Source organism: Pseudoxanthomonas suwonensis J47 (genome assembly GCF_000513955.1).
GTDB lineage: Bacteria > Pseudomonadota > Gammaproteobacteria > Xanthomonadales > Xanthomonadaceae > Pseudoxanthomonas > Pseudoxanthomonas suwonensis_C.
Window position 1 is genome coordinate 41,224 of sequence record NZ_AZUZ01000031.1, and the last position, 12,624, is coordinate 53,847.

General features: G+C 68.6%; 11 protein-coding genes and 1 pseudogene. 4 read left to right on the plus strand and 8 right to left on the minus strand.

Features of this window, described 5'->3' with window-relative positions; genetic code table 11:
- The first annotated feature begins 176 nt into the window (after nt 1–176).
- The gene (locus tag M503_RS0109835) at nt 177–440 is read left to right on the plus strand and encodes a DksA/TraR family C4-type zinc finger protein (RefSeq protein ID WP_028920281.1); all 264 of its coding nucleotides are present in this window, start codon (nt 177–179) and stop codon (nt 438–440) included.
- Nucleotides 441–461: 21 nt separating this feature from the next.
- Here the strand turns inward: M503_RS0109835 and M503_RS0109840 are convergent, their stop codons facing one another.
- The 3 genes from M503_RS0109840 to M503_RS0109850 all read right to left on the minus strand — a co-directional run bounded on the left by M503_RS0109840 (nt 462) and on the right by M503_RS0109850 (nt 2,598).
- Nucleotides 462–1,076: a mechanosensitive ion channel family protein gene (locus M503_RS0109840; RefSeq protein ID WP_028920280.1), complete on the minus strand. Its 615-nt coding sequence runs from the start codon at nt 1,074–1,076 to the stop codon at nt 462–464.
- Between the two features lie 140 nt (nt 1,077–1,216).
- A complete protein-coding gene (locus M503_RS0109845) occupies nt 1,217–1,447 on the minus strand; it encodes an RNA-binding S4 domain-containing protein (protein WP_028920279.1) in 231 nt (76 codons plus the stop codon).
- 8 nt (nt 1,448–1,455) lie between these two features.
- Nucleotides 1,456–2,598: a transglutaminase domain-containing protein gene (locus M503_RS0109850; protein ID WP_028920278.1), complete on the minus strand. Its 1,143-nt coding sequence runs from the start codon at nt 2,596–2,598 to the stop codon at nt 1,456–1,458.
- Between the two features lie 258 nt (nt 2,599–2,856).
- On the opposite strand from M503_RS0109850, the gene M503_RS0109855 reads away from it, so the two are divergent.
- Nucleotides 2,857–3,201, plus strand: a complete 345-nt coding sequence (locus M503_RS0109855) for a RidA family protein (RefSeq protein ID WP_028920277.1) — start codon at nt 2,857–2,859, stop codon at nt 3,199–3,201.
- Between the two features lie 396 nt (nt 3,202–3,597).
- Here M503_RS0109855 and M503_RS0109860 read toward each other — a convergent pair whose 3' ends face one another.
- A complete protein-coding gene (locus M503_RS0109860; protein ID WP_028920276.1) occupies nt 3,598–4,347 on the minus strand; it encodes an SDR family oxidoreductase in 750 nt (249 codons plus the stop codon).
- Nucleotides 4,348–4,445: 98 nt separating this feature from the next.
- On the opposite strand from M503_RS0109860, the gene M503_RS0109865 reads away from it, so the two are divergent.
- On the plus strand, nt 4,446–5,432 hold the full coding sequence (locus M503_RS0109865; RefSeq protein ID WP_028920275.1) for an AraC family transcriptional regulator: 987 nt from the start codon (nt 4,446–4,448) through the stop codon (nt 5,430–5,432).
- A gap of 35 nt (nt 5,433–5,467) precedes the next feature.
- Here M503_RS0109865 and M503_RS0109870 read toward each other — a convergent pair whose 3' ends face one another.
- Nucleotides 5,468–5,914 carry a hypothetical protein gene (locus M503_RS0109870; protein ID WP_155952020.1) on the minus strand — a complete coding sequence of 149 codons (447 nt, stop codon included), beginning with the start codon at nt 5,912–5,914 and terminating at the stop codon, nt 5,468–5,470.
- 199 nt (nt 5,915–6,113) lie between these two features.
- On the opposite strand from M503_RS0109870, the gene M503_RS0109875 reads away from it, so the two are divergent.
- Complete coding sequence (locus M503_RS0109875) at nt 6,114–8,687, plus strand: DUF4062 domain-containing protein (protein ID WP_028920273.1); 2,574 nt, start codon at nt 6,114–6,116, stop codon at nt 8,685–8,687.
- Nucleotides 8,688–8,762: 75 nt separating this feature from the next.
- On the opposite strand, the pseudogene M503_RS16170 reads toward M503_RS0109875, so the two are convergent.
- From M503_RS16170 to M503_RS0109890, 3 genes and pseudogenes are all read right to left on the minus strand, one after another.
- A pseudogene (locus tag M503_RS16170) lies at nt 8,763–9,539 on the minus strand (ribonuclease H-like domain-containing protein); the annotation flags it as partial.
- 44 nt (nt 9,540–9,583) lie between these two features.
- Entirely contained in the window at nt 9,584–11,986 is a 2,403-nt protein-coding gene (locus M503_RS16175) for a DEAD/DEAH box helicase (RefSeq protein ID WP_028920272.1), read from the minus strand.
- Between the two features lie 419 nt (nt 11,987–12,405).
- Nucleotides 12,406–12,624, minus strand: a 219-nt coding sequence (locus tag M503_RS0109890; RefSeq protein WP_028920271.1) for an integrase core domain-containing protein, incomplete at its 5' end; no start/stop codon positions are given.

Here is a 12,624-nt window from a genome sequence, read left to right on the forward strand (position 1 = left end):
CTCGGGTGGTCGCAAGGTCGCCGGCGACGGTCCGGTGCGTGGTCCAGGAACGACGGCTGGCGGCGGAAGGGCGCGCAAGGCCGGGACGGGCAGCCGTTCCGGGCGGGGCCGGGCGGGTTGAATCCCCCTCCCGGCGGCCACATGCTGTCGGGGAGAGTGAGGGCTGGAGGACGGACATGGCGACAGGCTGGGCAGGCGACGGCGCGGTCAACGACCAGATCGACGCGACGGTGAAGGACGCGGTGGAGCGCGCGCGCCGGCAGCTGCCGCAGGGCCCGGGCCTGGAGCGCTGCGAGGAGTGCGACGCGCCGATCCCGCTGGCGCGGCGCCGGGCCATGCCCGGAGTGCGCCTGTGCGTGCCATGCCAGGAAGCGCACGACGAGGAGGCTGCGTTCAGCGCCTACAACCGCCGTGGCAGCAAGGACAGCCAGCTGCGCTGAGCGCCGATCCGGTCGCGCGCCTCAGCGGCTTTCCTGCGACGCCGCGTTGGCGGCCGGCGTATCCAGCCACCTGGTCGGAACCGTGGTCCCGCGCCAGCGTCGCACGGTGCGCTGGAAGAACATGCTGTTGGGCACCTGCAGCACGCTGCCGGTGTCCCTGGCGTCGGGCCCGACCTCCTGCAGCGTGCTGTAGATCAGGTTGATGTCCACGACCCGGCCCTTGAGCCCCGGCTTCTCGCCGTTCTCCAGCACCTCGACGTAGTCGCTGAGGCGGAACAGCCGCGTGCTGAAGATCAGCACCGCGCAGAAGATGTTCGACAGCACGCTCCAGGCGGCGAAGAACGCGACCGCGCCCACTGCGGCGAAACCGGTGAAGGCGGTCCACAGCACGGTGCCGGACACGCCCAGTCGATCCAGGACCAGGAGCACCGCGCCGAAGCTGATCAGCGTCGCCGACACGCGGCGCATCACCGTGGCCATTTCCCGGGGCAGTCCGCGGGTGTTGCCCAGGCGGACGATCAGGGAGCGCATCAGGCGCTGCAGCAGCCACGCCCCCAGCAGCACCAGCACGACCTCGCCGACCGGCACGATCACGTCCAGCCAGTCACGCATCCAGGTGGGCAACGCCTGCTTCATCCGTCCTCGTCCCGTCGTTCCCGCGGCGTTCGCGCCGCCTGGCCGGCATTCTAAGGGCGCGCGGGCGCTTCATGCCGCGGCGGCGGTCCAGATCAGGTGCGGGGACGGGGCAGGGGAGAGGACCCGGGCGCGGGGCGGGCTCAGTCGACGGGCGCGGTCACGACGTGGATCGTGGTGCCGTCGAGTTCGACCCGCTGGCCCTCGCGGATCTTGCAGGTCTTGCGCCATTCGACCTCGCCGTCCACGCGGACCAGGCCGGCGGCGACCAGCTGCTTGCCGGCGCCGCCGCTGTCGCACAGCCCGGCCAGCTTGAGCAGCTGGTTGAGTTCGACGTATTCGCCTTCCAGTTCGAACTCCAGCGTATCGGTCATCCCTGTCCTCAGTGTTGCAGCCGGGTCGAGGCCTGTTCGCGCCAGCGACGCAGGCTGTCCAGCTTCTGCTTGTACACGCTGCGCACCTTGTCGTTGTCGCCGAGGTTGAGCGCGCGGCCCAGTTCGCGCTGGGCCGCGCCCAGGTCGCCGGAGAGAAAATACACGCGCGCCAGCCCGAAGTGGAACTGGTGTTCCTCCCCCTGCAGCGCGATCGCGCGCCGGTAGCGGGTGATCGCGCACTCGTAGTTGGCGTTGTGCTCGCATTCCAGGGCCAGCATGAACTGGTGGAACGGGTCGGTGCGCTGCACCCGGTCCAGCCGCCACTCGTAGCGTCGCTGCTGGCGTTCGTCGCCGGTGCGGCGGTACAGCGAGACCAGGTTGCTCAGCGTGGCGGCGTGTTCGCGCTTGTGCCGAAGCCCGGTCAGGTACGCGTGCTCGGCGCCCTGGGGGTCGCCCATGCGCAGCAGCAGCACGCCGTAGTTGTTCCAGGCCGGGACGAATTCCGGATCGTCCTGCAGCGCCGCGCGCAGGGCGAGGTGGGCGGAGGCGAGGTCGCCGTCGGCCATCAGCTCGGCGCCGCGGTTGTTGTGGAAGTGGGCCATGGCGCGGCGGTCGTCCACCCCGAACGGCCGGTTGCGCGCCGCCAGGATGTTGGTATCGACGTCCACCACCTGCCACTGCGCGCCGGTGCGCACACCGACGTTGACATGGTTGGCGTTGTAGATCACGCCTTCGTCCTGGTACCAGGCCAGCACTTCGCCCACCTCCTGGACCTGCGCGTCCAGCCCGGCCTCGCGCGCCAGGGCCACGAAGAGCAGGGTGAAGGACAGGCAGTTGGCCTTGCGGTCCCGGTACACCTCGGAGACGGTGCGGGTGTAGTCGTTGTCGTAGTCCAGAGCCAGCCCGTCGTCGCCGAACACGTAGGCCGCCAGCAGGTCCAGCTTGCGGCTGCGCGAACCGCCGCCGGGTTCGACCACGCGTTTGCGGACTTCGGCGCGCAGTTCTTCCGGCACCGCCATGACCTGTTCCATGGTCAATGGCGCGATCGGGGTGACCGGTACCGAGGGGATATCGGTGATGTCGGGCAATGGCGAGGCGGGCGAGGCCGGAGCCAGCGCCAGGGCTGCCGCGAGGGTCAGGCTTGCGAACATGGCAACCTCCCGAATGCCTGTCTGCAGCGCCAGTGTATGCCGCCAGCCTCGCTGCTGGCTGAAGACCGGAGGCCCTGCGTTCCCATTGGTCGGAAGCGCAACTTCGGGCAATTCCGCGCGCGCCTGGCCGGCCCCGATTCGCGGTCGAGTGCGTAGGAGCCGGCATCCGGGGCGAGGCATCGGAGGCGCGCCAGAACCGGCCGGAAGCGCCGCGTTGTATGCTGCGCACGCTCTCGCATCCCTATTCAGGAGTTACCCATGATCCAGCGTTTCGAGATCGGCCCGCGGCTGTCGGAAATGGCCATCCACAACGGCGTGGCCTACCTGGCCGGCCAGGTGCCCGAGGACCCGACCAAGGACATCGTCGGCCAGACCCGCGAGGTGCTGGAAGCGATCGACGCGCTGCTGGCGCAGGCCGGCACCGACAAGTCGAAGATCCTGCGCGCGGAGATTTTCCTGGCCGACATCGCCGACTTCCAGGGCATGAACCACGCCTGGGACGAATGGGTGGTGCCGGGCCACACGCCGCCGCGCGCGACCGTGCAGGCCAGGCTGGCGCGACCGGAATGGAAGGTCGAGATCGTGGTGACCGCGGCGATCTGACCAGCCGGCTTGAGCCTGGCAGCCGGCCGCTGTCGTGCTTGCGAGGCGGCAAACGCCCGCCACAAGCAATCGAATCATCAACGCCCGGCAATGCCGGGCGTTGGCGTTCGAGGACTGAAGATGGAGAGACGGGGGCAGTCGCGGGCGGGATCGTCGCGGCGGCTGTGGATTCAGAGCGTCCGGAAAGGAGTTCCGGGCCAGAGGGGAACCCGGACGGTGAGCCATCCTGCTTATTACATAATGTGCATTATGCGAAATTAACTTAGGGCCTTGGAGAGGGATCCTGCCCGGCCACAGGCCGTCTGGTGCTCTGTTCGCCCCTGAAGAAACCGGGCTTTGCCGCATGCGGCAAAGCCCGTCCCCAGGCCGAGTCTTCTGATAGCACACGACCGGGGTTTACCTGGCCTCGGCGGCCCATTGCTCCGCATCCGCACCAGCGGGAATGTAGAGCGGCGCCGCCGGATCGGTCGCCGCGCGCCAGACCGCCTCGGCAACGTCCCGGGCACGCGTCCCGGGACCGACCGAGCTGGCCATGCGGGCGATGGTGTCCTGCATGAACTGGCCGTACACCGGGTCGTCGAAACCGCGCAGGCCGCTACGCGCGGATTCGCGGAACCGGGTCTCGCCGGAGGATCCAGGCAGGACCAGGTGCGCGCGCAGGCCGAACTGGGCGATCTCGGCGGCCAGCGATTCGGTGATGGCGTTCACCGCCGCCTTGGAGGCGCGGTAGGCGCCGTTCAGCGGCAGCGGCTTGTAGGTTGCACTGGAGGTCACGTTGATGATGACGCCCGACCCGCGCTCGCGCATCTGCGGGAGCACGGCCTGGGCCATGGCGATGGTGCCGAAGGTGTTGGTTTCGAACAGGCCGCGCACGGTCTCCATGTCCTGCAGCTCGAACGGCGCCGGCGCACCGAAGCCGGCGTTGTTGACGAGGACATCGATCTCCCCTGCCCCGGCGACCGCGGCCCGGATGCTGTGCGGGTCGGTGACATCCAGCGGCAGCACCCGCAGGTCCGGCGATGCCGGGAACAGGTCTTCGCGCGGGGTGCGCATGGTGGCGACGACGCGCCAGTCCCGGCCCAGGAAATAACGGGCGGTGTCCAGCCCGAAGCCGGAGGAGCAGCCGGTGATCAGTACGGTCTTCATTCGGGTTCTCACGAGTGGTGGGCTAGTCACCAAGGTATGCACCCGTGTCCGTACTTCCTACAATCCAGAGTCCTTTATCCGTTCGCGGGAGTCCGGAAATGGTTGATCCACTGGCGGAGATCGTCCTGCTCCTCAAGCCCACCGCGCGCTTCTCCAAGCAGGTGGTGGGTGCCGGGCCCTGGCGGGTCAGCCGATCGGATGGCGGGGACCCGTTCTATTGCGTCGTGATCGAGGGCGGCTGCCGGCTGGTGCTCGAAGGTAGCGGGCCGGTGGTCCTGCAGGCCGGGGATTTCGTGCTGGTCCCGGCCGCCTACGGCGTCACCATGTCCAGCCTGCACGAGGTGGACTCCACGACCCACTCGATTCCGGTCGAACTGGACAAGGGCTTCTACCGCATCGGGGCGCAGCACGGACCGGCCGACATGCGCATCCTGGCCGGGCACTGCAGCTTCGATTCGCCGGACGCGGCCCTGCTGGTCCCGTTGATGCCGCAGCTGATCCACATCCGCGGTGAGCACCGGCTGGCCACGCTGGTGCGCATGCTCGGCGACGAGTCGCGCGAAAGCCGGCCGGCGCGCGACGTCGTGTTGGCCCGGCTGCTGGATGTGCTGTTCATCGAGGCCCTGCGTTCGGCCACCGGGTCGGGCGTGGACCGCGGCCTGGTCCAGGCGCTGTCGGATCCGCGCCTGGCCGCGGCGATCCGTGCGATGCATGCGGACCCTGCCCGGAGCTGGACCGTCAACGAGCTGGCCAGGGAAGCCGCCCTCTCCCGCTCCGCCTTCTTCGACCGCTTCAACCGGGTCATGGGCATGCCGCCGATGGAGTACCTGCTCGCCTGGCGCATGGCGCTGGCCAGGGACCTCCTGCGGCACGGCGACATCGGCGTCGCCGAGGTCGCGCAGCGCGTGGGCTACAGCTCGGCCAGCACCTTCAGCGTCGCCTTCTCGCGGCATGTCGGGAGTCCGCCGGGGCGCTACGCACGCAGCGCGGCAGCCGGCTTGCAGGAGCAGGAAGAGCCAAACCTGGATCCGTTCGAGGCGGGCCGGAAAGACCGGACGGAAGGCGCTGCCGCGCTCCGCGCCTGAGCGGGAACAGTGCCGGTCCTCGCGTCTGCCTGCGGCTAGAACTTGCAGGCGGCCTGCACTTCCTTGTCGAGGGCACGGCGGTACTCGATCGACGGTCGCGGGCCGGCTTCGTACAGCAGCCGGTCGCGGCGGGCCTTCGCGTCCCGGCATTGGCTGCCGCCGGTTACCGGGATCACGCCGCCCTGGGAGGCGCTGCGACCCGCGTTCGACACGCGCACTGCCTGCGCAGGCCTGGCCTGGCGTTCGTAGGACGCGATGCGGGCGTTGGCCTCGGCCGCCGACATCCGGTCCCGGTCATTCGGGTTGCCGGTCCGATCGAATTCCCGTCGCCACTCCTCGGCCGTGGCCGGGCATGGCGAAGAGGAGTACGCCACCTTGCCGGTGACCGGATGCGTGCACTTGTTGATGGCCTGGCCGAAGGCCGGCGCCATCGCCAGCAAGGTGACGCACAGACTGGATGCAGCAAGCCTGCAGGATGCCATGGGTCTCTCCTTGACCGTGTGATGCTCCGCCGGCGGATGCTAACAGACGTTCCCGGTCACCCACACGCCGGTTTCGTGCGCGGATGACGCAGCCCTGCTCCTTCTCCAGCCTGCCCTCCAGTCCGCTCAGCCTGGAATTCCTCCGGGCTGACTGGTCATGCCCCCCTGTGCTAGAACACAATAGGGGACAGGGGGCTTCATGAAAAACTTGCTGGTATTTATTTCCTCCACGTTCAAGGACATGGAGGACACGCGCAGCTGTCTGGTCAACGGGGTATTCAAGGAACTTGAACAGTACGCAGCTGACCGCGGCGTCCGCCTGGGGGTCATCGACCTCGTCTGGGGCATTCCCGACTCCAGACCCGGCACCCAGGCCGAGATCATCCGGCGTTGCCTGGATCTGGTCGACGAAGCCAAGCCCTACTTCCTGGGCCTGATCGGAAACCGGTACGGCTGGACACCCGCACCGGAGACGCTTGATGCGCTGGCCCAAGGCCGCGAGCGCCCCGAGGACGGGACCAGCGTGACCGAGCTGGAGGTGTACCGCTACTTCGCGCCACCGCCAGGCACCGATGCCGGCCCCAGTGGTCTCTTCATCCTCAAGAATGGGGGCGAGGACGACTCCAGCAGGCTTCCTCGCCTGCGTGCGGCGATCCGTGCCTATGCAGGGGCGCAGGTGCTCGACGTCCAGGAGATATCGCCGACCAACACGGAGATGCTGGCCGGGATCCGGCGGTTCTTCGAGGACCGGATCGATGACCTCGCGGAAGCAGCGTCGCGTGAACGTCGCTTCCCGGCGCAGATGGTTGGCCGCCTGATGTCCCGGCAGCTGCAGGTAAACAATGCCTGCGAGCGGCTTTGCCTGGAGGACGGCGACGGGAACGCCCGGCGCATCGTTCTTGTCGATGCCGATGACGACCTGGCGCGGGTGTCTTTCATTGACGAAGTCTGCCGGCAATGGGCGGCAGCGAATCCAGGCGGCACCTATGAACAGGTCCATCTCGGCGCCGAAGGCATCCTTTCCTACAAGGGCCTGATCGAATTCCTGGACCGGATCGGGGCATTGGCGGAGGAACCGCTCGAAAGCCCACGGCTGGTCGCCATCGATGGCTTCGAGGACATGCCGATGTGGCGTGCGCCCGAAGACATGTTCATCGAGGGCAAGTACTGGATCTTCGGTCACATCTGGAAGGCCGAGCGCAACGGCGTGCGCTGGCTCGTCGGGGCCGACTTCAGCAAGCGCCCTGCACTGCTGTCCGGGCTCGAATCCAAAGGCTGGCTGCCGGGGTGCGAGCTGGTCCGACTCGATACTGCCGAAGGCACCGACGAGGAGTTCGTCGACCGGTACTTCCGCGCTTTTGGCAAGGAAGCCGCTCCGGCGCACTCCGGCATGATCCTGGGTACCGTCCGGCAACTTAGACTGTCGCCTACGGAGACCTTGCTGCTTTGCGACCGTATCCGCCGCATCAGCCGCATCAACCGCCAGCAGGATGTGCTGTCGCAGGACGAGTTCATGGGCGCGCAGATAGGCGCCATCCTGCCCGCGTCGCGCGAGCAGCTGTACTCGGCGACCGTCGCCGAGTTGAAGGAGCAGTTCGGCGACCGCGCACAGGTCGCCGAGCGCGCGCTAGGCCTGGTCTGCGCCTCGGTCTACGGGATCGGCCTGGCCGACTTGCAGGACCCGGAGTTCGCCGACGGCACCGAACCCATGAGCACGTGCGAATGGTCGCTCTTCCGCGCCATCCTGGGCCCCCTGCTCGTCGGTACCGTCAGGCGCGTCCGGATCGCGGACGACGAAGCCCGCCGGCTCGTCGGCGAGGCACTGGGTGCCCCGGTCGTGCAGGCGGCCCGCTACCAGCTTCTTGAACAGCTGTTCCGGAAGGTTGCATCGCTGAGGAACCTCGTCGAACTGGTCGACCTGGATTCGGCACTGACCAACGAGCTGCCCGAGCTCATCAACCGGGTTGGGTGGGATAGCCCGCACGCGGCACAGTTCTTCGACCCGGCGATCTTCCTGTCCTGGGCCATCTACGACACCTCGCTACTGGCCTACCAGTTCCAGGTGCTGGTCGAATCGGCGCTGCCCGCCGAGGCAATGGACGATCCAGTCTTCGCCAACGACCCGTGGCAAGGCATCGATCGCCTGTGCGCGCTCGTGGCCGCGACGGATTTCAGCTCGGAGGACGGCAGGCGTCTCGTGGATGCCATGGACCATGCGCTGCGCGACATGGACCTGTATCCGGGTTCGGTGGAGTACAGGGACGATGCCTTTGGTGCAAGGGCCTTGGCCTGCATCTATGGCGGGATGCGCGCGCGCGTGCTCATGCGCACGATGGTGGAAGGCCGGCCGGACGGCCACGAATGCACCCGTGCGCTTTCGAGCGCAATCCAGTGGCGCAACAGGCTCATGTCGATGGACGACGCGCCTGCAGCGGCCATCGCACGCGCCTGGCAGGAAATTGCCGCCTGTCTGCTGGCGCTGGTCGACGACTGCGAGGATTGCAACTGGCAGCATGTGAGGACCCTGCTGCCCGCTATCCGCAACCTGCCAGACGCACAGGTTCCTCCCGCGCTCGGGCAGCTGGTGGAAAAGATCCATGAGCTGTGCGTGGCCCAGGCGAACCTTGGCGCCGATCTGGTCCCTGATGCTTCGACGACGGCCCGTTTGCGCGACTGGCTCGAAGCGGTCACGGGTGTCGCAGCGCAGCCGGGCCAGGGATTGCGCGTCCTCTGCGGCGAGCTGCCGGTGCGGGTAGCGGCGCAGGAGCCCTGATTCGGGACGCGGACAACGTCCATAGGTGCATGGCCCGGACGCAGATTGTGCTGGCGCCGCGCGACGGCCATCCGCTCAGCCTGCGGCGGCGGCCAGCCGCCCCAGCAGCCGCGACAGCGTGATCACGTCCTGCCGGTTGTGCGCCAGCACGCGCCGCAGCAGTGTGCTGCCACCGCCGCGGATGTAGCCCAGCCATGCCGCCGGCGCCTCCGAACCCGGCAGGTCGTCCTCGCGCACGATCTTGAGCACATGGCGTTCGATGGTGGCGAGGCGGCAGTTCTCGTAGACGCCGCGGTAGCTGCGGCGGGTCGGGTACAGCAGGTCGACGTGGCGCAGGCCGGGCAGCGGACTCGCGCGCCTGGCCAGGCGGTAGCGGGTGTTGAGCAAGGGCGCGTCGTAACACTTGCCGTTGTAGCTGCACAGGATGGTACGTGGCTGCAGCCAGCCGGCGAAGGTGTCGAGCATGGCCTGTTCGGCGCCCATGCTGGCCAGGGTGAGCTGGCGGATGCGCAGGCGCGGACCGCACCAGTCGGCCGCGCCGATCATGAAGGCACGGGTACCGGTGCCACCGGCCAGGCCGGTGGTTTCGGTGTCGAAGAACAGCACGTCGCCGGTCGGGATCGGTTCGCCGCGATCGAAGCTCCCGTCCAGCGCCGCGGGCACCTCCGGGTCCGGCAGGAATCCCTCGACCAAGAACAGGCCCGGCGCGATCTCGGTACCCGGCAGGCTGCGGTCGCCGCGGACCACCGGCTCCGGGCCGCGGGCACGCACGCGCAGCAGGCCGCGCAGGTGGTCGAGCGAAAGGTTGTGCGCGGAGGCCTGCTCCGCGCGCGACGGACGCGCCGGTGCTGCGCCGGCCTGGCGCTTGAGCTGCTGCACCTTGGCCAGGGAAACGCTCACGCGGCCTCCAGCGCGGCCAGCACGCGCAGCGCCAGCGCACGCGGCGTGGCCTCGGCGTCTTCCTGTGCGGCCAGCACCGGGCCGACGCAGGCCGGGCAACCGCCCTTGCAGTCGCAGCTCTCGACCAGCTCGCGTGCGCGGGTCACCAGTTCGCGCTGCCGATGCCACAACGGCTCGCTCTGGCCCATGCCGCCGGGATAGTTGTCGTAGAGGTAGACCGTGGGCACGAAGCTGTCGTGCCGGTCCGGGTTCACCGCACTGCCGTCGAGACCGCGCAGTTGTCCCCTGCCCCGCCCGTCGGCGGTGGCGAACCAGGCGCCGTCGCCACTGCCAACCGCCTTCTGCAGGTCGGCCGAATCGGCCATCACCGCGACCTTGGCCACCACGTGCAGCGCGTAGCCGGCGCCGAGGAACCCGTCCAGCGCGTCCTGGCGCGAACCGAAACGTTCCTCCAGCACCGCCTGTGGCAGCTGCCACCACAGCGCCGAGGTGTGCATCTCCTGGTCGGGCAGGTTCACCGGGCCGTAGCCGATGTTCTCGTGGGTGTAGTAGCGGATCTTCTTGTAGCCGGCGACGCGGCGGACCACGTGCACCTCGCCGTGGTGGCAGGTGCCCTGCCCGGCGATGCTGCCGTCGAAGCGCTCCAGCACCTTGAGCTTCGTGTAGTCGATCGCGTCGGTGTAGTAGTCGACGTGGGTGCGGGTGACGTAGGCCTTGCGCCCTTCCCAGTCCAGCCGCTCGACCTGGTACGGCACCGACTGCACCATGTGGATCGCGCCTTCGTAAAGCATCAGCGGCGCGGAGCTGAAGTCGACCTCGGCGATGATGGTCTGCCGGCCGTCGGTCCGGTCGACCACGACGAAGTTGCCGTCGGCCACCGAGCGCAGGCTCACCGCGTTGGCCGGGTAGCTGTCGGCGATCCACTCCCAGCGGCCGCCGTCCGGATGCACAACGCCATCCTCGGCCAACAGCTGCAGGTAGACCTCCGGTTCCACATGACCGAAGCGCTCGCCCTGCAGGAACGGCAGTTCGAAGGCGGCGCAGCGGATGTGGTCGAGCAGGATCACCGGCTGGTCCGGGGCGATGCGCGCGTGCTCCGGCGGCGCGGCGCTGAAGAACTCCGGGTGCCGCACCATGTACTGGTCCAGTGGATCGGAGCTGGCCACCATTACCCCCAGCGAGGCCTGCTGGCGGCGGCCGGCGCGGCCGAAGCGCTGCCAGGTCGCGGCCACCGATCCCGGATAGCCGTTGAGCACCACCAGGTCCAGGCTGCCGATGTCCACGCCCAGCTCCAGCGCCGAGGTCGAGACGATGCAGTCGATCTGCCCGGCGCGCATCGCCTTTTCCGCCTCGCGCCGTTCGGTGGGCAGGTAGCCGCCGCGGTAGGCGCGGACCCGCGCGGGCTTGCGCGGATCGCTGTCGAATACGTCCTTCAGGTACTTGGTCAGCACCTCGACCATGGTCCGCGACTGCGCGAACACCAGGGTTTTCAGCCCGGCCTTGAGCGCGGCCCTCGCAATACGGTTGGACTGCGAGCGCGCCGAGGCGCGCAGGCCCAGGTCCGGGTTCACCACCGGCGGGTTCCACAGCAGGACGTGGCGGTCGCCGCTGGGCGCGCCGGATTCGGTGATGGCGTGGACCTCGTCCTCCAGCAGCGCCTCGGCATGGGCCTTCGGATTGCCGATGGTGGCCGAGCACAGGATGAACTGCGGCTTCGAGCCGTAGAACGCGCAGACACGCTTCAGCCGGCGCAGCACGTTGGCCAGGTGCGAGCCGAACACGCCGCGGTAGCTGTGGATCTCGTCGATCACCACGTACTGCAGGCCTTCGAAGAACTGGGCCCACTTGGTGTGGTGCGGCAGGATGCCCTGGTGGAGCATGTCCGGGTTGGAGACGACGATGTCGCCATTGAGGCGGATCGCCTGGCGCTGGTCGCCGGGGGTGTCGCCGTCGAAGGTGGCCGGCTTCAGGCCGAGGTCGCCGGCGCGATTGAGCTCCAGCAGCTCGGCGACCTGGTCCTGCGACAGCGCCTTGGTCGGGAACAGATACAGCGCCTTGGCCTGGCGGGTCATCACCCCGCTGACCACCGGCAGCGTGTAGCACAGCGATTTGCCCGAAGCCGTCGGCGTGGCCAGCACCACATGACCGCCGCGCGCCACCACCTCCCAGGCCTCGGCCTGGTGCGCGTAGAGCTGCTCGATACCGCGGGCCCGCAGCGCCGCGGCCAGCGCCGGCGACAGGTCGGCCGGCAGCGGCGCATAGCGCCCTTCCCTGCCTGGCTGCACGAAATGCCCGGTCACCCGCCCGCTGTACTTGCCCGCCAGGCGCATGGCGAAGCCGCCTCCATCGGACGGCGCGGCAGGCAGGCGTGGCGGTTCGAACGCGGTCAGTGCGGACATGGATGGCTCCGGATGGGAGCCCGCTTTTCTACGGGGCCGCTATCTCAGGCGGTGAGATTGGAGGAGACCGCGCGAAAGAACGGGGCCAGGTTCGCTCCCCGGCCGATGGCCTCGTGACCGGGAGTGAATGCACGCCGCAGTCCCGCCAAGCGGCCGATCCCGGCCACGCGCTCCGCATGCAGCTGGATCCCACCCCGCTTCGAGCGGGGCCAATGGAATCGCCCGCCGGCCTACGGCTCTCCGGAGATCACGCTTCCAATCCAGTCGAGGTAATGGCTCAGGCGCACATTGCAGGTCTGCTGGCCGTAGCGGCCGTACCTGCCAGTCAACATATGCCCATCGATTTCCTTCCAGGAGGCCAGCCCGGACAACAGCCACTGTGAATCGCCCCGGCTTCTCCGGAGGCCATTTCGTTTGAGTCACGCCGCCATGGCGTGACCCGGGTTGCNGGCGTAGAACGCCGCCTCGGCTTCCGCCGGGGGTATGTTGCCGATCGACCCCAGCAGTCGTCGGTGGTTATACCAGTCGACCCAGTCCAGGGTCTCCCATTCCACCTCTTCCCGGCTGCGCCACGAGCGGCGGTTCGTGACTTCGGTCTTGAACAGCCCGATCACGGTCTCGGCCAGCGCGTTGTCGTA